Source organism: Halobacillus massiliensis, assembly GCF_900166625.1.
GTDB classification, from domain to species: domain Bacteria; phylum Bacillota; class Bacilli; order Bacillales; family Halobacillaceae; genus Halobacillus_A; species Halobacillus_A massiliensis.
This window is the reverse complement of the sequence record NZ_LT800499.1, coordinates 1,120,519-1,143,932: the sequence shown is the minus strand read 5'-3', so window position 1 is coordinate 1,143,932 and position 23,414 is coordinate 1,120,519. Positions and strand designations below refer to the sequence as shown.

22 protein-coding genes are annotated in these 23,414 nt (G+C 43.5%); 4 read left to right on the top strand and 18 right to left on the bottom strand.

The window, feature by feature from the left end; genetic code table 11:
* Positions 1-21: 21 nt before the first annotated feature.
* The 5 genes from B7E06_RS05695 to B7E06_RS05675 form a co-directional block, all read right to left on the bottom strand.
* Positions 22-825 (bottom strand): STAS domain-containing protein, encoded by an 804-nt coding sequence (locus B7E06_RS05695; RefSeq protein ID WP_082233075.1) that lies wholly within the window; start codon positions 823-825, stop codon positions 22-24.
* A gap of 189 nt (positions 826-1,014) precedes the next feature.
* On the bottom strand, positions 1,015-2,253 hold the full coding sequence (locus B7E06_RS05690; protein ID WP_082233074.1) for an MFS transporter: 1,239 nt from the start codon (positions 2,251-2,253) through the stop codon (positions 1,015-1,017).
* 72 nt (positions 2,254-2,325) lie between these two features.
* Complete coding sequence (locus tag B7E06_RS05685; RefSeq protein ID WP_082233073.1) at positions 2,326-2,934, bottom strand: winged helix-turn-helix domain-containing protein; 609 nt, start codon at positions 2,932-2,934, stop codon at positions 2,326-2,328.
* Between the two features lie 117 nt (positions 2,935-3,051).
* Entirely contained in the window at positions 3,052-4,041 is a 990-nt protein-coding gene (locus B7E06_RS05680; protein ID WP_082233072.1) for an aldo/keto reductase, read from the bottom strand.
* Positions 4,042-4,097: 56 nt separating this feature from the next.
* Positions 4,098-4,856: an arylamine N-acetyltransferase family protein gene (locus B7E06_RS05675; RefSeq protein ID WP_082233071.1), complete on the bottom strand. Its 759-nt coding sequence runs from the start codon at positions 4,854-4,856 to the stop codon at positions 4,098-4,100.
* Between the two features lie 124 nt (positions 4,857-4,980).
* Between B7E06_RS05675 and B7E06_RS05670 the strand changes: the two genes are divergently transcribed.
* The gene (locus B7E06_RS05670; RefSeq protein WP_082233070.1) at positions 4,981-5,928 is read left to right on the top strand and encodes a nucleoside hydrolase; all 948 of its coding nucleotides are present in this window, start codon (positions 4,981-4,983) and stop codon (positions 5,926-5,928) included.
* 67 nt (positions 5,929-5,995) lie between these two features.
* The gene (locus tag B7E06_RS21770; RefSeq protein WP_082233069.1) at positions 5,996-8,176 is read left to right on the top strand and encodes a hypothetical protein; all 2,181 of its coding nucleotides are present in this window, start codon (positions 5,996-5,998) and stop codon (positions 8,174-8,176) included.
* 40 nt (positions 8,177-8,216) lie between these two features.
* On the opposite strand, the gene rraA is transcribed toward B7E06_RS21770, so the two are convergent.
* From rraA to B7E06_RS05650, 3 genes are all read right to left on the bottom strand, one after another.
* Complete coding sequence (gene rraA, locus B7E06_RS05660) at positions 8,217-8,702, bottom strand: ribonuclease E activity regulator RraA (protein WP_082235924.1); 486 nt, start codon at positions 8,700-8,702, stop codon at positions 8,217-8,219.
* Positions 8,703-9,462: 760 nt separating this feature from the next.
* Positions 9,463-11,283, bottom strand: a complete 1,821-nt coding sequence (locus B7E06_RS05655; RefSeq protein WP_082233068.1) for a coiled-coil domain-containing protein — start codon at positions 11,281-11,283, stop codon at positions 9,463-9,465.
* Between the two features lie 2 nt (positions 11,284-11,285).
* Positions 11,286-13,226, bottom strand: a complete 1,941-nt coding sequence (locus B7E06_RS05650; RefSeq protein ID WP_245807800.1) for an efflux RND transporter permease subunit — start codon at positions 13,224-13,226, stop codon at positions 11,286-11,288.
* Between the two features lie 276 nt (positions 13,227-13,502).
* On the opposite strand from B7E06_RS05650, the gene B7E06_RS05645 reads away from it, so the two are divergent.
* The gene (locus tag B7E06_RS05645; protein WP_082233067.1) at positions 13,503-14,069 is read left to right on the top strand and encodes a TetR/AcrR family transcriptional regulator; all 567 of its coding nucleotides are present in this window, start codon (positions 13,503-13,505) and stop codon (positions 14,067-14,069) included.
* Here B7E06_RS05645 and B7E06_RS05640 read toward each other — a convergent pair.
* The 5 genes from B7E06_RS05640 to B7E06_RS05620 form a co-directional block, all read right to left on the bottom strand.
* A complete protein-coding gene (locus B7E06_RS05640) occupies positions 14,066-14,800 on the bottom strand; it encodes a DUF998 domain-containing protein (RefSeq protein WP_245807684.1) in 735 nt (244 codons plus the stop codon). The two genes, B7E06_RS05645 and B7E06_RS05640, sit on opposite strands and share 4 nt — an antisense overlap.
* A gap of 77 nt (positions 14,801-14,877) precedes the next feature.
* Positions 14,878-15,423, bottom strand: coding sequence for a cupin domain-containing protein (locus tag B7E06_RS05635; RefSeq protein ID WP_082233065.1), 546 nt, complete (start codon positions 15,421-15,423; stop codon positions 14,878-14,880).
* Positions 15,424-15,472: 49 nt separating this feature from the next.
* On the bottom strand, positions 15,473-16,582 hold the full coding sequence (locus B7E06_RS05630; RefSeq protein WP_425432189.1) for an endonuclease: 1,110 nt from the start codon (positions 16,580-16,582) through the stop codon (positions 15,473-15,475).
* A 278-nt stretch (positions 16,583-16,860) separates the two neighbouring features.
* On the bottom strand, positions 16,861-17,043 hold the full coding sequence (locus B7E06_RS05625) for a hypothetical protein (protein ID WP_082233064.1): 183 nt from the start codon (positions 17,041-17,043) through the stop codon (positions 16,861-16,863).
* Between the two features lie 50 nt (positions 17,044-17,093).
* The gene (locus B7E06_RS05620) at positions 17,094-17,432 is read right to left on the bottom strand and encodes a hypothetical protein (protein ID WP_143414461.1); all 339 of its coding nucleotides are present in this window, start codon (positions 17,430-17,432) and stop codon (positions 17,094-17,096) included.
* A gap of 149 nt (positions 17,433-17,581) precedes the next feature.
* Between B7E06_RS05620 and B7E06_RS05615 the strand changes: the two genes are divergently transcribed.
* Positions 17,582-18,172 carry a cupin domain-containing protein gene (locus B7E06_RS05615; protein ID WP_082233062.1) on the top strand — a complete coding sequence of 197 codons (591 nt, stop codon included), beginning with the start codon at positions 17,582-17,584 and terminating at the stop codon, positions 18,170-18,172.
* A gap of 51 nt (positions 18,173-18,223) precedes the next feature.
* Here B7E06_RS05615 and B7E06_RS05610 read toward each other — a convergent pair whose 3' ends face one another.
* The 5 genes from B7E06_RS05610 to B7E06_RS05590 all read right to left on the bottom strand — a co-directional run bounded on the left by B7E06_RS05610 (position 18,224) and on the right by B7E06_RS05590 (position 23,411).
* Positions 18,224-18,511, bottom strand: a complete 288-nt coding sequence (locus B7E06_RS05610) for a hypothetical protein (protein ID WP_082233061.1) — start codon at positions 18,509-18,511, stop codon at positions 18,224-18,226.
* 196 nt (positions 18,512-18,707) lie between these two features.
* Positions 18,708-20,363 (bottom strand): glycoside hydrolase family 13 protein, encoded by a 1,656-nt coding sequence (locus B7E06_RS05605; protein WP_082233060.1) that lies wholly within the window; start codon positions 20,361-20,363, stop codon positions 18,708-18,710.
* Between the two features lie 19 nt (positions 20,364-20,382).
* A complete protein-coding gene (locus B7E06_RS05600) occupies positions 20,383-21,207 on the bottom strand; it encodes a carbohydrate ABC transporter permease (RefSeq protein ID WP_082233059.1) in 825 nt (274 codons plus the stop codon).
* Positions 21,207-22,067, bottom strand: coding sequence for a carbohydrate ABC transporter permease (locus tag B7E06_RS05595; RefSeq protein WP_082233058.1), 861 nt, complete (start codon positions 22,065-22,067; stop codon positions 21,207-21,209). Before B7E06_RS05595 ends, B7E06_RS05600 begins: the two co-directional genes overlap by 1 nt.
* A 69-nt stretch (positions 22,068-22,136) precedes the next feature.
* Positions 22,137-23,411, bottom strand: coding sequence for an ABC transporter substrate-binding protein (locus B7E06_RS05590; RefSeq protein ID WP_082233057.1), 1,275 nt, complete (start codon positions 23,409-23,411; stop codon positions 22,137-22,139).
* Between the last annotated feature and the right edge of the window lie 3 nt (positions 23,412-23,414).

The window sequence follows — 23,414 nt, the reverse complement described above, 5'->3', positions numbered from 1 at the left end:
GGGACAGTGTCACTCTGCCCCCTAACCATTAAACACATGAATAGAGAGAGCTTGCTGCAAAGAATTATAAGTTTTAAGAGCGGTAAAATCAATGCCGAGACTTACCATTGTCTGTGCAACCTCTGGCCGTATCCCTGAAAGGATGGCCGTCACTCCGACTAATCCCAGAGAAGAAATAATTTTTGCAATGCTGTTGGCTACATGTGTATCAATCATCGATACACTCGAAAGATCTATGAGTAAGTATGAAAGATTCTGCTTTATGGCTTCGTTTAATGCTGTATCCATCATATAAAAGGCACGTTTCTCATCAATGCTGCCCACGATCGGCAGTACGGCCACGCCATTTAAAAGCGGGACAACAGGAGCCGATAAAACCATGAATTCCTGCTGTGCTTTTTCTAATGAAGCTTTAAATGAACGTACAAAGGATGTACTAAACGCACAAATTGAGTAGTCTAAAAGTGGATTAACAACCCGGGCTGCTTGAAAGATAGTCTGTTTTGAGAAGTCCTCTTCCGTAACTATTTCTTCAAGTATATCCCACAAGTAGTGACGAAATTTCATCGTTGCTTTTAGCAAGTCATCCAGCTGATTTCCGTGGTCCACAGCAAGCTGGCCGATGTTCTCGCCCCAGGAGTTTACTTCTTCTTTCGTTGATTCTATTCCATTTTCTAAAGCATCCGCAAAAAACTGAACCAGCCCCGCTCGAAACTCCCAATCTTGAAAACTCCCATGCTCACTTTGTTCCATAGAGTCTGCAAATTGATATTTATTTTCCCGCAACTTTCCACTAATGATCTGCAAGTCCTGGTTTGTCTGCACTTAAAAGACACCTCAATTATTTTTTATGTAACAAATATTTATTATAGCTTACTTTTAAAAAGGTTATCGTATTAAGTTTTTCCAATCAACTCTGTCGTTATACGATGATAGTACTAAATGAAAAACACACCATTACTACATGGATTTTTAAAATGTAAATGTTACATACACACAAATGATAACCTCCTATTAATCAGCTTCACGAAGTATAGGAAACATAAAGAACAGCAAGACTGTTGTCAGGATAAGAGGAAACGCACTCCAAACCATAATGGTAGAAATTTCAATCCCGAAGCTTAAGATAAATGAAACAGCAGCATACGAAAGGGGAATCAGTCCTAAAGAACCCATTCGGATGAGACTCATAACACGACCCACTTTTTCTGAATGTGCATGGGCCTGAATCATACTGATTAACGGGATGTTTACCGCCGGATTAAGCATACCGATGAACAGAATAATCCCAACAGCCATGCTGACAGATGTGCTTTGGCTGAATACCAGCATCCCTACTCCCATTAACGCGATTAAGTATAAAGCATATGCTCCTCTCTTCCTTCTTAAGTTAAGCCAGCCCATTACAATGGACCCAATGATCATTCCAAGAGTGAAGCCACCTTGTACAAAGCTGAAATCGATCGAACCCCCTTTTAGAACACCTTCTACAAAAATAGGAAGCCCCATCATAAGCGGTCCTGATATGAAGAAGTTGACGATAATCGTCACAATTAATACCCCCCGAAGCAGAGGCTTCTTCCATGTATAATAAAATCCTTCTTTGAGCTGAATCTTAAAGGAGATGGTCTCTTTCTTCCCTTTAGACGTTTGTTTAATAAAAAGAACACCGGTCCCCGCGATCGCCAAAAGGAGGCTGATTGTTAAGAAAAGAATACTATAGCTGGTGACACTAAGAAGCACACCGGCAAGAAGCGGACCCGAGAAGAGGGCAGTCTGGATCATTCCCTGAATAATCGAATTAGCCCTCGTCAGGTCATCTTTATGAATAATTTTAGGCAGAAGAGAATCTCTTGCCGGTTCGAAAAGCCCTCCCAGGACACCAAAGAAAAGCGCATTAATTGCCAATACCCAAATGGGTACATTTTCTAAAGAAATAAAAAGCGAAGCAAGACCAAGAGCAAATGCAGCTCTAAAAAATTCTGAAAGACTCATGATTCTCGTCTGGCTGCTTCGGTCAGAGAGAACTCCACCAACAATAAGTGAAAAGATCTGGGCACCTGTTAAACAACTGAGGACAATACCAAGAGCAGCTTCCCTGCCGAGACCTTCAACGATGTACCATGCCTGAATAAACATAAACATCGACATACTTAAGCTTGAAATGACTGTTGCTCCAGCTAATAAGATAAACGATTTGGATTCCCACAAAGACCTTGTCTTTTCTGCTTCAACAGCTTGTAAATGCCTCATCGATCGCACCCCTTTAAAATTTTTACACGGTTAAATATTTTTAACTGTCTGTCAAAAAAAAGAGCCCCTTTTTTACGACTCTTTATTTCTTTTCTCAAACCCACCTTCTTCAATCTGTAATCCAAGAATATGAAAATAATAAAGCTTGGCATCAGGTGACGCCTCTGAACGCTGAATTTCCGAAAGTTCCTCCATTAAGGATTCAAACTTTTTCTGCCACTTCATAAAATCTTCTTCTTTTGCATGAATTTCATACGCACTCGATCTATATTTCCACTCTGCTGGATCTTGAGAATTAGCTTCATTTCTCAGCGATTCCTCCGGTGCTGAAAGAATTCTTCGTTTTGCCTGATCGAGCATGCTTACCATCATCTGACGGACAGTTTCTGTCATATCTGTATTAGGAAGCAGAGAGCGATCAGGAATAAATCCGCCTGCAGTTGCACGGTAAAATTTCTGTACAATTCCATTCTTCTCTTCTTTATGAACGATTTCGACGAGATCATTTTTTTCAAGTTCTTTTAAATGGTAGTGAATTCGAGCTCTCGAAAGATTAAATATTTCCGATAGCTGCTGTCCGGTGCGGGGTTTTTCCATGAGGCGCAAAAGCAATTCACAACGGAAAGTATCACTGAGGGCTTTCAGCTGCTCATGAGTAGTCAATAGTTTGATATCTTTCATCAGTTCACTCCATTTACTCGGTAAAATTTATTTAACAACAGTATCTTACAGATATGTCTACCTGTCAATCATTAAAAAGCGGGTTCTCCTCGAAAGAGAAACCCGCTTTTTGTCATTTTATTTTTGAACTGGAGTCGGAGCCTCAAGGGCGATGATTTTCTGTTCGCGCATTTCCTGCCAGAAGGAAGCAGGAATGTCTTCCTTCAGCGCATCCTGATCCTCCTTAATGCGCTCAGGACGGCTTCCTCCTGGAATAGCAGCAGCAACAGCTGGGTGTGCAAGCGTAAATTGCAGCGCAGCTGCTTTCACGCTTATTCCATAACTGTCGGCTATGTGCTGAATTCTTTTTACTCGTTCAACAATCTCCGGAGACGCTTCTGCATATTCATAATGACTTCCGCCCACAAGCACCCCTGAATTATACGGTCCTCCGGCTACAATCTTCACATTTTGCTTAACAGCACGGGGCAAGAGACGCTGCAAGGCCTGCTCATGACTCAGCAGTGTATAGCGGCCGGCCAGCAGACAGAGATCCGGATTTGCTTCTTCAAGCTCCATCGTAAGCTCAATCGGCTCACAACGGTTAACCCCGAGCCCCCAGGATTTAATAACCCCTTCCTCTCGTAAACGGGTCAGTTCTCGAAAAGCTCCTGTTCTTGCTGTCTCAAAATGGGACAGCCATTCATCTCCGTGAAAGTCTGGAGACACATCATGAACATAAACGAAATCCAGACGATCCGTATTCAGACGTTCGAGACTTTGCTCAATGGAGCGGAGTGTGGCATCTGCACTATAGTCTGTAACCACTTTATTATCTCGTCCATGCTCAAAAAGTTCTCCGCTGGACGGCTTCTCTTTTTCATCAAGCATATAACGTCCGACCTTTGTACTTAATACATAATCCTCACGATTATATTTATCCAGCGCTTTTCCAAGACGCAGCTCAGCCAGACCGGCACCATAAAAAGGAGCAGTATCAAAATAACGTATGCCGTGCTCCCATGCCGCATCCACTGTTGCCAGAGCTTCCTCTTCCGGAATATCGCGATACATATTGCCTAAAGGGGCCGTTCCGAACCCCAGTGTTCCATTTAATATATTATTCACAAGCGTACCCTCCATTTTTAACAAACTACTTCTCTAATTACCGCTGGTGATTATTGTCAAACTTCTCTTTGTGTCTGAAAATATTTATTGGCAAGCTGATGAAAATTTTTAGTATTAATCTCTTTTTTTTGGACCTCTTCATCGGCCCAGATGGTAAAGGATGTATTTGTTAAGGTTAACGTTCCGTTATCAGTAAACCGGGTCATTAATGGATGTTTATTAAATGGTGATGCCTCATGCTCTGTAATAATGTGCTGCATCTCATTTAGTTCAGAAACGTCAGTAATGATATCTTCCGGATAAAAAGTATACCCTGTCCTCCATTGCTCATCTTTAGACTTCAGCTTTACTCTTAGAGATAACAGGCCGTCGCTTTTCACTGATTTAATCTGGAATTCTCCACTTTCTGTTGCCACCTTCTCTCCGGTTAAAGGTACAGGAATGAGTGGAAGATTGCCGCCAAAACCGGCATCTAGTAAATAAACACGTGCTTCACTATTAAGAAGAAGCGCGACATGAGTTTTCCCTGTCTCAGATCCTTCTACAGCTGCTTTGACCATATAGACATTAAACTGGTTCTCTTTAAGGAAGTAATACAACAGTGGATTGATTTCATAACAGACACCGCCTTCTTTCTCGATCAATAACTTATTTATTAAATTATTTTTTGTAATCGGTTTAGTCTGTTTTTTTATAATCCGCAGATTTTCAAAAGGGATGGTCTTTGCTGCTTTTTTTAGAATGGTTTCTAAATCTTTAAAAGTTATTTTTCCTTTATTAGAAAAACCGATCCGGTCTAGAAATAATTGATTCATAGAAACTCAACCTCCTTTTTACAGTTTAGAAAAAACCGAGGAGTCATAACAAATAAATGGATTGATAAGGAGATATTAAGCGGAATATATATGTATAAATATGGAAAAGTGAGGAGGAAGAAGAATGGGTAAAAAAGTCCTCATATTTGGAGATATGGGAATTGATGATACGATCGCTCTTATTTACGCTTATTTAAACGATGAGATAGATATAGTCGGTATTGTAGCGGATTACGGAAATGTCCCGAGAGAAAAAGCTTTGGCCAGTGTCCATTATTTATTTGACCTTTTTAATGTCCATCCAAACATCCCCATTATAGGTGGAGCAGAAGTTCCTAAAACAGGAGAAACTCCGAAGTTTTACCCGGAAATCCACGGTGAATACGGTTTAGGACCGATTATACCCGAAGAGTATAGCGGTAATGTCGAAAACTTTTATACCATCATTTCCATTATCAATAAGTATGCGAATGAACTAACAATCGTAAATATTGGCCGTCTCACCTCTCTAGCCTCCATGTTTATCCTTTATCGATCCCTTATGGAGAATGTGAAAGAATATTATATTATGGGGGGTGCATTCTGGGTTCCCGGGAACGTCACGGCCGTCTCGGAAGCAAATTTTCACGCAGATCCAGTGGCTGTAAAAATCGTTCTTACATATGCGGAAAACGTAAAAATCATTCCACTTAATGTAACTGACCATGCGATTGTTACTCCTGAAATGGCTGCATACATTGGTTCAAAAGGTAAGGCAAAAATCGTTAAACTTTTACTAGATTACTATTATAATTTCTATAAAAAAAGAAACCCTGCTATTAAAGGAAGCCCTGTTCATGATGCCATTACCATGATGGCTCCTCTGCATGAAGAAATGTTTGTTTTTCGGGAGTTTCCTGTATTTATTGACATCACCGCTAAAGGCGTCCTAAGAGGTCAGAGTATTACAGATATCCGCCCACACATTCAGTCTGAGGAAACAACAAAGCTTCATAATATTGCTTTTCAGTTTCACTACCCCACTTTTTATAATAATTTCATGAGTATAATGACTGGGGATTCGTTAACTTAAAAAAGTAGGTTCCCAAAAAAGAGGGTAAGCATACGATGAGGGTGTATGTTAAGGAGGCGAAAGTCACATGTATTATTATTATCCTTACTCGTATCCAAGACAGCGGGTAGGCTATGTCTGTATTCCAAAGGATGAAGCTGGTTTTGAAGGCGGTTTGGAAGGAACGATCACTACTTCAGAGGAAGAAGAACTCTCTGTTGTATGCTTTCCAATTTCCCTTCAAGGAGCCGGACAAGGCGGAATTCCTCAAGGACAGAATGGAGGGAATGGCGATAATGGAGGTAACGGTCAGGAACAAGGCGGTATGCCTGGCGGAGGCATGATGCCGGGCATGCCCGGACAGGGCAATGGCGGCGGTCAAGGCGGTATGCCTGGCGGAGGCATGATGCCGGGTATGCCCGGACAGGGCAATGGCGGCGGTCAAGGCGGTATGCCTGGCGGAGGCATGATGCCGGGTATGCCCGGACAGGGCAATGGCGGCGGTCAAGGCGGTATGCCTGGCGGAGGCATGATGCCGGGCATGCCCGGACAGGGCAATGGCGGCGGTCAAGGCGGTATGCCTGGCGGAGGCATGATGCCGGGCATGCCCGGACAGGGCAATGGCGGCGGTCAAGGCGGTATGCCTGGCGGAGGCATGATGCCGGGTATGCCCGGACAGGGCAATGGCGGCGGTCAAGGCGGTATGCCTGGCGGAGGCATGATGCCGGGTATGCCCGGACAGGGCAATGGCGGCGGTCAAGGCGGTATGCCTGGCGGAGGCATGATGCCGGGCATGCCCGGACAGGGCAATGGCGGCGGTCAAGGCGGTATGCCTGGCGGAGGCATGATGCCGGGCATGCCCGGACAGGGCAATGGCGGCGGTCAAGGCGGTATGCCTGGCGGAGGCATGATGCCGGGTATGCCCGGACAGGGCAATGGCGGCGGTCAAGGCGGTATGCCTGGCGGAGGCATGATGCCGGGTATGCCCGGACAGGGCAATGGCGGCGGTCAAGGCGGTATGCCTGGCGGAGGCATGATGCCGGGCATGCCCGGACAGGGCAATGGCGGCGGTCAAGGCGGTATGCCTGGCGGAGGCATGATGCCGGGCATGCCCGGACAGGGCAATGGCGGCGGTCAAGGCGGTATGCCTGGCGGAGGCATGATGCCGGGTATGCCCGGACAGGGCAATGGCGGCGGTCAAGGCGGTATGCCTGGCGGAGGCATGATGCCGGGTATGCCCGGACAGGGCAATGGCGGCGGTCAAGGCGGTATGCCTGGCGGAGGCATGATGCCGGGCATGCCCGGACAGGGCAATGGCGGCGGTCAAGGCGGTATGCCTGGCGGAGGCATGATGCCGGGCATGCCCGGACAGGGCAATGGCGGCGGTCAAGGCGGTATGCCTGGCGGAGGCATGATGCCGGGTATGCCCGGACAGGGCAATGGCGGCGGTCAAGGCGGTATGCCTGGCGGAGGCATGATGCCGGGTATGCCCGGACAGGGCAATGGCGGCGGTCAAGGCGGTATGCCTGGCGGAGGCATGATGCCGGGCATGCCCGGACAGGGCAATGGCGGCGGTCAAGGCGGTATGCCTGGCGGAGGCATGATGCCGGGCATGCCCGGACAGGGCAATGGCGGCGGTCAAGGCGGTATGCCTGGCGGAGGCATGATGCCGGGTATGCCCGGACAGGGCAATGGCGGCGGTCAAGGCGGTATGCCTGGCGGAGGCATGATGCCGGGTATGCCCGGACAGGGCAATGGCGGCGGTCAAGGCGGTATGCCTGGCGGAGGCATGATGCCGGGCATGCCCGGACAGGGCAATGGCGGCGGTCAAGGCGGTATGCCTGGCGGAGGCATGATGCCGGGCATGCCCGGACAGGGCAATGGCGGCGGTCAAGGCGGTATGCCTGGCGGAGGCATGATGCCGGGTATGCCCGGACAGGGCAATGGCGGCGGTCAAGGCGGTATGCCTGGCGGAGGCATGATGCCGGGTATGCCCGGACAGGGCAATGGCGGCGGTCAAGGCGGTATGCCTGGCGGAGGCATGATGCCGGGCATGCCCGGACAGGGCAATGGCGGCGGTCAAGGCGGTATGCCTGGCGGAGGCATGATGCCGGGCATGCCCGGACAGGGCAATGGCGGCGGTCAAGGCGGTATGCCTGGTGGAGGCATGATGCCGGGCATGCCTGGTGGAAGTATGATTCCAGGTCAAGGTGGCGTCCAGGGTCAAATGGTTAGTCCCTATTACTATCAAAGAAATCCCTATTACTGATAAAAAATGAAAGGTACCTTTAAAAGTACCTTTCATTTTTTTATTCAGCTGAGATGTCTAAAGATTCGGAGGAAACAATTATCCCATCTTCATCTACATAAACATAATCATTTGGCACCCATGTGGTGTTCCCAAACTCCAGGGGTATATTCACATTTCCTTTTCCTTCTTTTTTACTTTTTAAAGGAATAGATCCTAATGCGATGACACCCACATCACTTTCACACAGTTCCAGAACATCTCTCACGTAACCGTTTATGATAATTCCGGCAGCTCCGTTTGCTGCTGCGATTTCAGCCAAATTCCCGCCTAATAATGCACAGTTTTTGGAGGCATCTCCATCAACGACTAAAACAGTTCCAGGAGAAATTTCTTCGAGTTCTTTTCGGACGAGAACATTATCATCTTTCACCTTAACGGTAGTAATCGGCCCATAGAAGCTTTTTCTTTTTCCAAAGCTTGAAAATACCGGATCTACGATTTTCACTTTATCGGGATACTCATCACATAAGTCGGCTGTTTTAATGTTCAATGCTTTTTCCCTCCTGTTTCAGTTTTGAAAATTTTAGTAGTTTCAGTGTATCACAACTGGAAATGGAAATTGATCAAAAAGGCTGGTCTGCTTCCCTGGTGGAGAAGAGACTGGTCCGTTTATGGTATAAGGAGGAACGAGGCTGGGAAATAGTTCGCTTTCCGCGGGGAGCCGCTGAGCTAGCTCGTTGCACTCGTGGATCTCACCCTGGCTCTTTCTCCCTGCAGGAGTCTCGCCATTTCCCAGCCTCTTTATCATTGGTGGTATAAACAGAACGCTGGAGTTTCAGCAACCGCTCTAAAGGAAATAATCTTCTCTTTCTCAATGTTCCGTTACTCCAAAAAACATAAAGTGCCGAGGAAACGACGAGACTCCTATGAGAGGATAGAACAGGGTGAGATCCGGAGGGCTTAAAGCCCGAGGAAGCTCACCGTTCGCCCATGGAAAGCGAGTTGTTTCCCCAGGCCCGACTCTCTTTACCATGGTAAACGGAAAAAGGGAATTTCCTTCACTTTCTAACTTTCTACCGGATTTATTCTATTACAATGTTTCTTTACTTCAATAAACATATAGGGCCGGGGAAACGGCGAGAATATCGGAAGGAGAGAACAGAGGAGATTCTGGAAAACTCGCCGTTCAAGCATGGAAAGCAAAATGTTTCTCCCGGTCCGAATCTATGACAAACGGTCCCCCCTAAAACTTATTCATCTAATAATAAAAAAAGCTTCCCTAAATAAGGGAAGCTTTTAATCTATTATCTGAAAAGGTCAAGAAAACGGGTCCAGAAGCTTTTTTCCTCTTCTTCCTGGTTTGTTTCTTCTTCATCGGCAGGTTTCTTAATGCTCTCTGTTTTAATGACAAACTGTACAGATTCTACCTTTTCATTTTCAGAAGATACAAAGGAAACGGGCTCGAAGTCTGATGTATCGTATTCATCCATCATACTATCGATTTCGCTCTCCATCTGCCCGGGAATGTCATTTGTAGAATCAGCCAGCTGGGACGTTCCTTCCTGAAGTTCAGTTGCTCCGTTTTCAAGCTCGCTTGTTCCATTCGATAATTCGCCTATACCGTTATGAATTTCCTGATAGGAACCGGCTAATTGCGAGACGCCTCCTGTGTATTCCGTCAGTCCGGCATGGAAGCTGTTATAGTTGGATGATAAGGTCTCTACACCATCCTGGAGCTGGCGGATCGATTCATCAATATCGATACTTTTAAGCGCGCCGCTGACTTCTTCTGTTACTGTATCAAGATTTGTATTAATCTCGCTTAATGTTCCTATACTCGTTTCAAGTGCCGGGTGAACTGCATCAAATGCTTCTGCAGCACTTCCATACGATTGTTTTACTTCCTTAGAAGCTTCGTATGTTTCCACAAGCTGATCGACGACTTCCTCGTCAGCTCCGCTGTCATAAAGAGCCTGAATGTCCTCTTCACCTATTTCATAGCCAGGGATAGATTCGACAGACTGTGAGAGGTCTTGACGAGCCTGGCCGTACTGTTCTTGTAAGCTGCGAAGACGATCTTCAGCTTCCTGCAGCCCGCCGGCCAGCTCACGTAAGTCATCTTCCATTTCTGTTAGATCTCCCAGATTGATATCACCAGATGTGCCGGCACCGACAGCTTCATTCATTTGCTGCAGGGAAGACTGAATAGCAGCAGATCCTTCTACAAGCTCTGCGGATCCATTATCCAGCTCTTGAATTCCATTATTATATTGAGCAGAGCCATTATATAAACTTTCAGCGCCATCGTTCAGCTCTGCAATTCCATTTCTTAATTGTCCAACGCCTGTGTTAATTTCTGAAGTAGCATTAGCTAAGGAGTTAAAATCATCGGTCATCGCTCCCGTATCAGGTGCATCAATGGAAAGGGATGACGGAACTGCTGCGATCTCGATGCTTTCCATCTCCAGGTCTTTTACATCTGCGGTTAAGGTAAAGCTGCCTTCTTTTTCAGGCATTGCCATAAAAGTGACATGGCGGTTTTTACCGGCATTTGCCAGTGTTCCATCAGGGGCATCGATGTTTTCATAGAGTTTAGAATTCAGTGTGAAGCTGATCTGCAGCGGATAATTTTCAAAAAATACTTCATCCGCCTCATCATTCTTACTCGTTTCGATCTGAATCTCAAGAGCACCCTCTTTTCCTAATAAATCTTCAGGGTCCATTTCTTTCCCGTCCAGCTTATAGGAAATATCAACATTCCATGGCAGCGGCTTATCTTCAAGATTCCCCTGGTAATAAAATTCTTCGTCAGTTGCTGTCATTTCCACGCGATCATCCGTTTGTTCGATGGCTGTCGTATCGGTTAAATTTTGAATACTTGAGTAAGGCCCGTGGTCCACGATTTTCCCCGGATCCTGAATACTAAAGTTATTAACCACATACATCTCCTTTTGGTCCCCGGCAGCATCCAAATTGGCGTATACCACTTCATGCTTCTCTGCATAGGAACCCTCTCCCTCGGTTTTCTCTTTTTCCGAAGAGGGGTTTTCCTCAGCGGATACAGGAATAGTTGAAAGAAGGAGAAGAAATGACATGGAAAGTGCAGTGATACGTTTATGTTTCATCTTCATTTCCCCTTATGAAAATTTGATTTCCACGTTGTTTTTTCAATGACTTTATCTAATATGACTAGCAGTGCAGGCAGTACGAATACAACCATGATGAATGCAAGCAGTGCTCCCCGCCCTAATAAAAGCCCGATAGACGACACGATAGGGTTGGAGGAAGTCCAGCCTAATATAAAACCGACACTCGATAAAATAGAGGCAGAGATAAGAATCGCAAAGATTTTATCATCAATTGTTTTCTTAATAGCTTTCATTGCCGGCATTTCTTTTCTTAGATGATAGTAGTTCTCTGTAATTAAGATTCCGTAGTCTACTGTTGCGGCAAGCTGGATCGTACTGATCAGCAGGTAACCGATATAGACAAGCGATGTGTCCGTAAAATACGGTACGGCCAGATTGAGCCATACAGAAGCCTGAATGGTCAGCAGCAGAACAACCGGAATCGATAATGATCGAAAGGTAATAAGCAGCACCAGTGCAATGGTCACAATGGTCAGAATATTAACGAGCTGATTATCCTTCTCGACGATATTTTTAATATCAAAAAGGGTGACACTTTCACCTAACAGATGGGTATCGTCATAATAGGAATCAGCCGTTTCTTGTATCTGATCGATCAGTGAAAAAGTTTCTTCACCTTCTGCTTCTGTTTCTGTATATAGGGTTAATCTGGCATAGTTATCCGAGTAAAACTGTTCGGTTGTCGACTTATCTAAATAGGCTGGTGGGATCGCTGCACCGACCCTGTTAACATAAGATAAGACACTGGACACTTCGGGCAGGCTTTCTAAATCCTGCACAAGCTCTTCTTCTTTTCCACGGTCTCCTTGTGGGACCAGCAGGACCATCGGCATATTTTTCCCGAAAGTATCATCAATTGCCGCTTCATCTTGCGCAGCTCTCGTCTCTTCTGGATGGTTTCCCGTTCCATATAGGAAATTAGTGTTCTGCTGGGCAAGGAAGGCAGGTACAATGACGAGCAGAACGAGAAATAGGCCTAAGAATCTGAGCTTCATTACCCGCTTGCCGATCCCTTTAAACGCTGGGATGAACGGCTTATGCTGGGTCCGGTCAATCCAGGGATAGAACATAAGAGTCAAAGCCGGTAAGAAGACAATAACACTAATAAAGCTTAACAGTATTCCTTTTAACAAATTGAGTCCTAAGTCGGCTCCAATTCCGAATTCCATAAACGTTAAGGCGGTAAAGCCGAAGAACGTCGTTGAAGCACTGGCAGTTATAGCCGGGAAGGATCGTTTGATGGCCATCCTCATCGCTTCAGTTGCCTCCCTGCCATCCTTTCGAAAGTCAGAAAAACTGTGCAGCAGGAATATCGCATAATCAAGTGACACCGCGAGCTGCAGAATAGGAGCCACCGATTGGGTGACAAACGAAACTTCTCCGATAAAAATATTCGTTCCTAAGTTAATAAGGACGGAGACTCCGATAGCTGTCAGGAAGAATACAGGTTCCAGCCAGGAAGTTGTGGATAAAATTAAGATTATAATAATAATAGGTACAAGGAGAGCTGCGGCATGCATGGATTCATTGCCAGTCATTTTTTGGGAAACTGCGGTGTCTAACGCTTCCCCTGATATCGCATTCTCTTCTCCAATCAGCTCATAAATCGCATCAGTCGCTGCCACTTCATCCCCTTCATTAATATGGATAGAGTACAAAGCGGCTCCATTCTCATAATAGGCTTCCACCGTATTTTGATCGGACACTTCCAGGGGAACTTTCACATCTGTGACATCATCAAGCCACATGATGCTCGTAACCCCTTCAATCCCTTCCAGCTTCTCTTTGTAATCGAGCGCCTCGGTAATGGAGACATCCTTAATCATGACCCGTGCATTCTCCATCGGTGTATCAAACTCTTTCTCCATTAAATCCACCGCTTCCATGGACGGTGAATCCTCCGGAAGGTAGTCAACCATATTATAGTTAACGGATACGGCAAACTGAGCCACCGCACTAATCAAAGTAACAAGTATAAAAATAATAACAATGCTTTTTCTATGTTTAATAATTCTTGATGGCAGGTCGATAAGACGTCATCCTCTCTTGCATATCCCAGTGGTACACTCTAATATTGTATTTGACACGGTGTTGGATATTCAACAAACAGTTTTCTATATTTTGTCAGTTACCCAACACTATGTTGGGGTTTTGTTGGATTGTCACAAAACTTTAACAAAAAGGGAGCTTTTACAATGAACGAGAAGCTGGACCGCCGTAAAAAATATACGAGAAATGTGCTGAAGGAAAGTCTAATTACATTGCTTTCTAAAAAACCGATCTCTGATATTACTGTAAAAGAAATATGCGAAATTGCAGATATTAACCGCTCGACCTTTTACACCCATTTTTCCGATCACTATGATTTACTGGAGAAAATAGAAGAAGAGATTACAGAGGATATGAGTAGTTATTTAAACAGCTACAGCTACGAAATCGAAGAAGAATCACGCCAGCTGACAGAAAAAATTCTTGAATACATCGTTGAAAACAAATTTATGTTTCAAACCTTTCTCAATAAAGATGCTGTTCCTACGTTTGAAAAACGGTTGATGGAATTAACGAGACGTTTTATGATGAATAACCTGATGAATGAAAATGATGTTAATATGGATGAATCGAGATATTTAAGCTCTTTTGCGATCAGCGGGGCAATCTCTGTGATTAAAGACTGGATTGCGAATGATATGGACCAGCCGCCTAAAGAGATGGCGGCGATGATCAATAATTTTATTAATTATGGATTTTCTTATTTAGATTAAGAATTTATTAAGAATTTATTAAGCAGTATTTTTTTGTTCCAAAGCAAAATTGCGGTGACGGCCATCCATAAATATACAGAACCGTACAAGGTACGCTGTAACAGTCCTGCCGGCAGGTAAATAAATTCTGGCTGATAAAATAGAAGAAGCAGTGAACATGAAGTAACTACCGCACAAAGAGCCGTCCAAAGCGACAGTTTCGGCATAGAGCCACGAATCGAAAGTGCAATCATAAGTAACGCAGGAATTTGAACAACCATCCCCGGCAGGGATCCTAAAGTGTGCCAAAGAAAATGAACGTCTGCCGGAAAAACACCAGAAACGGCATAACTCAGACCAAAGATAACGAATAATATCGTTGCTGCTCTCGTTTTCCGCTGCTTTGGCCATAGCGGATGAATGTATACCGCTCCAACCAATATTACGATTCCAGTTAAGGTAAAAGTCCAATTCATAAGTAAATGATATGGTGAACAGATGTCGTAAGGTGCTAAAACATATGTATTTGTTCCACAAGCCGTAACCCCGAGGTCACTCATGGGCTGTACCATAAATTGATAAACAGCTGTTGTCTTTTGGATCACCAAATATTCGATGAGAAAATAGACGCTTAATAATATCCAGCAAATCAATCCAACCTTAACCGTTACCCTGCGAGGATGTTTTATAAAAAACACCACGGCTAATGATAAAATGATGAAACCAGCCATAATAAAATAGTGAATACTCACTTGCTTCTCCCCAATCTCTACCCTCATATTTCTCTACTTTGAAATTCAAAAAATAAAACTCCCGGCATACGAGAGTTTTATATCCAAGTTTTACATCCTGCTTTTCCAGCTGCCTTTGCCAAACCACCTAACACACATTTTTGCAGCAAGAGTGGCGGGCCTGAAAGATAACCGTCCATATATTCCCAGGCAAGTCCCAGCCATAAGGGATCCTTAGGAATTCCTTTTTTTGATAGTTTGCCGTTGCATTCGAGGTGGTGAATCAGCGAAAATATTTTCCAATTATTTCTAGGAGGCTGAATACGGTGTGTTATTATTAATTCACTATCCTCCTCATTCCTAAAGTGGTGAACCTGCTTTGGGTAAACCGTCAGCTGATCTCCTGAACCGAGGATCTCCTCTTTTTTATCAACGACTATTTTCAATTCCCCTTCTTTTATACGGAAGGTTTCTGTTAACAGTGGATGCCAGTGAGGGCCGCTTAGCATCTTTGGACATGGTACCCGGTGTTCCAGTAATAGATATTCTCCGTCCCTATCTACTCCATGATCGAGGAAAGTAATCTTACGGCCATCAGGGTGGACAAGCTTCTTATTTGGCAAATCACTTAAAACAGTCCCCATACGCTCCACTCCTTCTCATCCCTTAATTAGACAACTGGCCGTAAGAACACTACCAAACTTGTTCAACAAATTCCGGCTGGTCAATAAACGGATTACGATTGCCTTGGTAATCATTGTAGATGACGTCATTGCGATTTCTCTCAAAAGCGTCAACTGGATCGTTTTCATGCCATTGCTTTAATGTGGAGAGCTTCCCTAAATGCGGACCGCTCGTTCCCGTGTAATCTTCAATTTCCAAATCCAGTTCTCCTCCATCTCCTTCATAGCGGACAGCCATATAAAAAATCATACGTGCCACGTCTCCTTTTACTTCATCACGGGGCTCCCATGAATCTCCATCATAGTAATTCTCCGAAGCTTCCGGCAGCGCAGCTCCCCCATTATCAAAATCAAGATTCCCACGGGCTGAATTTACCGTCACATCTGTCGGACGCAAATGATGAAGATCAGTGCCCGGTCCTCGGGAAGTGCCAAAATCTCCATGTGACTTGGCCCACACATGCTCGCGGTTCCAGTCATCGACATTTCCTCCGTTATCAAATTTTGAAAGAGACTGACCAGAATATAAAAGGATGACATGATCAGGATTATCCGGATCTTCATCGGTTTCTCTTAGAGCTTCCCACACATTGCTGTACGATAATTCTGTATGGTCATCAATAATGTCATGCAGCTCCTGCTTTAAAGCATCCCCTGACAACCCTTCCGTACTGTCATAATAACCGGTCGGGGTTTGTTCATCTTCTCCTCCGCCGCAGTTCTTTTGAATGTAACGAACATTCTCTATTCCTTCATGACTAAAATACGGATCTCTCGTTCCGTCTACTTTAAGTAAAGCACCGATATTCTCTGGATTGTCCACAAGGCCGAACTCGTTTCTATAGCTGTTATCAAGCTTCACAAAAATCATCTCACTGACTTGTGTTTCATCGGGATCATCCGCTAGAGCAAGGGCATAATTGCTCGTAAAGCTGCTTTGTTCTACTTGATTGACTGCAGTTGGGACACCTACGACATAACCTTCTACTGTAATTTCCGTACCATTGGGCTGTTCTTTGGCGTCCTGTACAGATAATACATCGGCTCCTTGAACAGGACTGGTAATCAAAAGAATAAAAACCCCAGCCATTAACACCATCCATTTTTTCAAAAATAGCACACTCCTTCCCTATTTAAACTCCATGATTAAGTTCGATACTATATAAGAGAACCCTGCAAGAAGAAGACTTTACAAAAAAATAATGAACAAGCCCTAATAGTTAGCATGTCTTGTTTAGTGGAAAAATTTTAAACATATATAGAAAAAAACGGCTGATTCCTCGATTTCCTCGGGGGATCCGACGAGCTAATTCTCTTGTCTCTAATTTTGCCATACTGAAACTGTTCCTCTATAAGTTGAAAACCAGCTCTAAAGTTAGAGCTGGTTCTTTTGCAATTCTATAATGGAACAATTTTTCTCAATTCCTCTGTGTTCACTAAATCCCACGATAACGAGGGCAAGTGGTTCGTTAAGTCCGCCCCTGCAGCATTACCGGAAACCCAGATGGTTCCGAAAAATATCAGCAGGATGGATAAAATGACAATAAAGCATTCAATAGTTTGGCTTGTATTTGAGGTCACTTACTTATACTCCCTTCCATATCATTTGGAACAAAATAAAAAGTAAGTGACTATCCTAAATAACTCGATTGATACTTTCTTGCATATATAAATCCTGAGCGCTTTATAAAAGAGTCCGGCGCCAGCCTGCTTTCATATGTCGTCGTTTTCCCTTCACCTACAGGCAAAGGACCGGGGACATAGGCAGATGAATGATCGTGTTGTTCCTTAGCGAATCCGGCTGAATTAGCCGGTTTGGCTGGAACGACTTTATAATAAGCTTCTGCTTCATCAATCGAAGTTTGGTCGACTGAATCAAACGTGAGCTTTTCCATACTTTCAGAAGGAGCAGAATAGCCTGTGAATAGAAAAACGACAAAGGATATAATGATCCAAAAACTTTTCATCACAGCATTTCCACCCCGATTCTTTAAAAGTAATGATTACATTATACATAAAAGTATGACATGGGGGATTTGAGACAAGCAGTCATTCACCAATTGGGCGGAACTATCATACCGTACATTATTCCTTATTAACGTCTGAGAGGTGATCAGCAATGACTAAATACATGGATTATTCCTCACCGTCTGCCCAATTTTGGTTTGACGTTAATCAAAGTCCGCTTTTTAAAAAGAATGATCAGAACTTGATAAACGTGCTTGGGGTCAACCAACTGAATACATTGGACAATTCTTCCCTGCTCGATATCTTTTTAAGCAAAAACAATGTCGTGGAGCCTCATTACCACCAAAACGCTGCCGAATTGGTATACTGCATTTCGGGTTCTGCTCAAGTCTCCATCTTAAACCCATTCACTCAGGAAATAATCAATTTCACTATTACTCCCGGGCAGGTTACCAACGTCCCGCAGGGCTGGTGGCACTATGAGCAGGCGCTTGAAGATAATACTCATCTGCTCGCTATTTTTAACGCACCTGTGCCGCAGGTAATCTTAGGCTCTGATATCCTTAAATTTACTCCGAGCCAGGTGATGGCCCATACGTACTGCATGGATGAGCAGCAGTGGATCAAGACGACAGAACCTGTTCAGCCTGCCGCCTATATTGGTCCGTACGAGAATTGTGAGCGGAATCAACCCTCTTATCACACCCCGCCGTTTCGTTATTATCCGTATGCTTATCGTTAAAAAAGAGATAGACACTATCTGTGTGTCTATCTCCTTTTATGAAGACAAGCTTCAGGCTTCTTCGGTTAAATCTCCCTTTGAAACCATCAGCACTGAGCCATCGTTAGATATTAAATCTGTCCCTGCCGTCCCCACATAGGTGTGTCCCATTCTGTCTGTTAAACGCAAGTGATAGGACGAGTCCTCAGCTTGAAAGCTGCCTGGATCCTTTACGTCGGATAAGCTGACCGTCCAGTTTGATTGGATAGCCTTATCATCGATCAGCAGCAGACCTTTTTTGAAATCAACTTCTTCGTTACTGTCTACACGGAAGACCTTATCAATCCTGATCTTTTTCATAAGACTCATTCTCCTTTTCTATAACTTATTCAACGAAAGGAATGGCTTTTCCTTCTTTGCAAAAGGAGAATACACCAAGAAAACCCGACAAAAACTGCAGGTATTGCTAGAAGAGAATACAAATTGATCAGATTATACCAGCAAGGACAGTTTAATAAAATACTTAAGTAAAATCATAAAAATCCTATACGATATTTTACGTAAACCTGTATACTCTTGCTTCAAATGGCTTCCATACCTTTTCTTCAAAACCATGATAATTACTTATTAACAATTCGAGTGAGCCTTCATCTATCCCGGACTCTGACAAATTAAATTCTATTTTTCCTTCAAACAGATTGGTGATAATTAGAATTTCCTCTTTTTCCAGGGTTCTGCGATAGGCAAATATTTGGTCATGCTCAGGAAGTACAAGTTCAAAGTCACCATAAATTAAAGCAGGATACTTTTTTCGAAGCTGAATAAGCCTCTTATAAAAGTGAAAAATAGAGTCTCTCTCTTGCAAAGAGCTTTCTACATTGATTGCTTTATAATTAGGATTGATCTTTAACCAGGGGACTCCGGAAGTAAAGCCTGCATTTTCGTCTCCACTCCACTGTATCGGTGTGCGGGAATTATCCCTTCCGTTATACCAAATGGCCTCCATCACTTCCTCATGCTTCTTTCCATTTTCAATCTCGTGATGATATAAATTTTTAGCGGCCACGTCGTCATAGTCCTCAATGGATGAAAAATTAACGTTTGTCATCCCAATTTCCTGACCTTGGTAAATAAAAGGGGTTCCCTGCATTAGAAAATAAAAGACCGCTAAACATTTACTGGAAACTTCACGATACTCCTCATCATTTCCTAACACAGATATTGAACGGGGAAGATCATGGTTTTCCAAAAATAAAGCATTCCATCCCGAACCATGTAGTGTAGTCTGCCATTTTTCAAAAATATTTTTAAGCTTATGGATATCTGGTCGTTTGCTGCCATTTTTCCCCCATAAGTCAGTATGTTCGAATTGAAAAATCATATGAAACTTTCCTTCTTGTTCCCCGACCCATTCTTTAGCCTCATCCACACTCACACCATTTGCTTCCCCCACAGTCATAATGTCGTAGCGGGAAAATGTCCGGCTGTTGAGTTCCTTTAAAAATTCGTGGATTCCTTCTTGATTCCTATGGCCGTCAAATGAGCAGACGAATTCCTCTTCTTCCGGGTTGGGAAGGTCCAGAAAACCAGGTGCTTTCTTAATATGGGAAATGGCATCAATTCGGAAACCGTCTATTCCTTTATCAAGCCACCAATTAATCATTTCATATAAATCTTCCCTCACCTGCTGATTTTCCCAGTTTAAATCCGGCTGTTTCCGGGAGAAAATATGCATGTAGTACTCTTCAGTAGTTTCATCCAGTTCCCAGACCGACCCTTCAAAAATAGAAGCCCAGTTATTTGGTTCCTTCCCTTCCTTCCCAGGCCGCCATATATAATAGTCCCTGTACGGATTATCTTTCGACGATTTTGATTCAATAAACCAAGGATGTTCGTCAGAAGTATGATTAATGACTAAATCCATGATTAACCGCATATTTCGTTTATGAATTTCTTTAAGCAGGTGCTGGAAATCTTCCATTGTCCCAAATTCGTCCATTATATCTTTAAAATCACTAATATCATAACCATTATCATCGTTTGGAGACTTGTAAACAGGGCATATCCAGATAACATCAATACCCAAATCTAAAAGATAGTCCAGCTTAGAATTGATCCCTTGAATATCGCCAATCCCATCCCCATTGGAATCCATAAAACTCCGGGGGTATATTTGATAGGCGACAGCTTCTTTCCACCAATGCCTTTTCATATTACAACCTCCACTTAAACTATTTAACTGCACCTTCTGAAACACCCTGGATAATTTGTTTCTGGGCAAAGAAGTAACCGATAATTACAGGAATAATCGCGATCGTTAAACCGGCAAGCGCCAGGTGCCACTGCTTCGTATACTGACCGAAGAAATAAAACATTTTTAAAGGAATCGTAGCATTGGATTCATTAAGTACCAGCGAAGGAAGCAGGTAGTCATTCCAAATCCAAATAACGTTCAGAATGCCGACAGTAACTGAGATTGGTTTAAGCAGCGGGAAAATAATAAACCAGAATAATTGAAAACGGTTAGCTCCATCAATAATGGCCGCTTCATCCATTGACTTGGATACACCGGTCATCGCGCCATGGTACAAAAATATCGAAAGGCTGCAGCCAAATCCTAAATACATAAAGATCAGCCCGCCGGCATTAAGCATATCCGCCTGTCCAAACAGGGCGATGAGCGGGATCATTACGGATTGGAATGGAATCAACATCGCGGCAACAAAAACGAAAAACATAATCCCGCTGAGTTTACTTTTATTTCGCTGGAGAGCATAACCAGCCATAGCTGAGAAAATAATGATAACGGCCACACTCAGCACCGTAATCATCACAGAATTGAATAAAGATTGAAGAAACTCTAAATCAAGAAAAGCTTCCACAAAGTTTTCTGTAATCCACTCTTCCGGCAGACCGAGAACCCCAGAGAAAATATCCCGCTTTGTCTTAAAGGCGTTGACGATCATTAAATAAAAGGGAGCAATCCACAACAGGCCAAGCATGATTCCTAAAACTTCGATGGAATATATATTTCTCTTTTCGTTATTCTTTTTCATTACATCTCCACCTCCCGCTTCTTGTTGTAATATACTTGCGTAAGAGCTACAACGGATACAATCAAGAAGAAGATCACGGCTTTCGCCTGGGCATAGGCCATGTCATTATCGGAAAAGGCGGTATTGACAATATCCATGGCTACCATCTGTGTTTGGTTAGCCGGTCCGCCATTTGTAAGCGACAAGTTTTGGTCATAAATTTTAAAGGACATGGAAAGCGTTAAGAACATACTGATCGTAAAAGCAGGAGCCACTAACGGAAAGGTAATGTTCTTAAACCGTTGAAAAGCACTGGCCCCATCAATTTTAGCCGCTTCAATTAAATCTTTCGGGATATTTTCTAAGTAAGCAATATAAATGATCATAATGTAACCGGCCATCTGCCAGCATGTTAGAATCACAATCCCCCAAAACCCGGTGTTGGCCGTCGAAAGCCATCCGTTTAAGCCTTCTATACCGGTGAGTTCGGCTACATCTCCAAATACACTGATAAAAATAAACTGCCAGATGAACCCTAAGATTAAGCCTCCAATTAAGTTCGGCATAAAGAAGATTGTACGTAATAGACTGTTGGTTTTAATATTGCGTGTAACGATTAACGCCAGCGCCAAGCCAAAAATATTCAGCAGAATCACGGCTACAATCGCAAACTTGGTCGTAAACCAAACAGCGTTTAAAAACTCACCTTCCTGAAATAAACGGATATAGTTTTGCAAACCTAGAAAATTATTAACTCTTAAACCATTCCAGTCTGTAAAAGAATAAATAAATCCATATACAAACGGTACAACTACAACGATCCCTAAACCGAAAAGAACGGGAGAGAGAAATAACCAGAAAGAGAAGGTTCGATTGCTCATAAAATCCTCCTATATATTTAAATGATGAGAGCCAACAGCATAAAGCTGTCAGCTCTAATTTTAATTCTCTTATTCCTGCCTGTAATTTTCCCATCTAGTAACTGCTTTGTTTTCTACCTCTTCCCATGTAATATCACCGCTTACATACTGCTGGATGTAGGATCCCAAGTCATCGCCCCACGTACCCGGATATCCAAGGAGCACCCAGCCGATCGTATTTCCTTCAGAAGCGTATTGGTAAATTTCTTTAGACAAAGGATCTGAAATTTTGTCTGTATCAAACCCTTCATAGGCCGGAATAAATTTAAAATCTTTGAGGACTGCTTCTTTACCTGTTTCGGAAGTATACATCCAATCAATAAAGTCCTTAGAAGCCTGAATCGTCGCGTCATCATTGTTCTTATTCACACCCCAGTAATTAGGGATTCCAACCGGCATTTTCCCTTCAAAACCTTCCACAGGAATTGGAAGAATCCCCATATTTTCTTCCGCAAATTCAGGATCCATCTGCTCAACAGAAGGATAAATCCAGTTTCCCTGCTGAATGATCGCTGTTTTACCCAAAGAGAAGTACTGCTCTACTTGCTGTGAGTAATCCAGAGTTAACGTCGGCTGAATGGAATATTCATTTTGTAAATCTACCATTCTTTGAAATTCTTCTCCTTTTTCAAGCTCTACGCTCTCTGACTCAAAGGCATTTAATACTTTCTGGTCAAATTCAGGAGCTATAAACACATTAGATAAATGGTTTCCAGGAACCCACTTCTCTTTTGCCGGAAAGGCAAACACAGCCTCAATGCCTAATTCTTCTTTTTGGCGATCCAGCTTCTCCACTGCCGATTCTAAATCTTCATATGTCAAGATATCATCAGGGTTAACTCCTGCTTCTTCAAAGATTTGCTTGTTATAAATTAACCCGTATCCTTCCTGGTTAAAAGGAAGTCCTTGAACTTCACCATCTTTTGTAACGGGCTCTAATGTTCCTTCAAGAGCTGCATCTGCTGCCTTTGTATCCGATAGATCTGCTAGATTATCTTCGAAATTTTGAGCTTCAGTGGGCCCGGCAACACTGAAAATTTCCGGCTCATCTCCTGAGGCAAACCTGGTCTTTAACGTTCCGGCATAATCATTTCCTCCGCCAACACTGGTAATTTCAATATTAACGTTAGGATTTTCTTTCTCATATTCTTTTGCCAGCTCTTCAAACTGATCTTTGAATTCTACTTTACCTTGATAGATTTCGATTGTGAGCTGATCTTCAGACCCACCATCTGATCCTGAAGAAAACGAACATCCCCCTAAAACAAAACAAGAAACGAATACAGCCGATAAAATTTTCTTCATTAC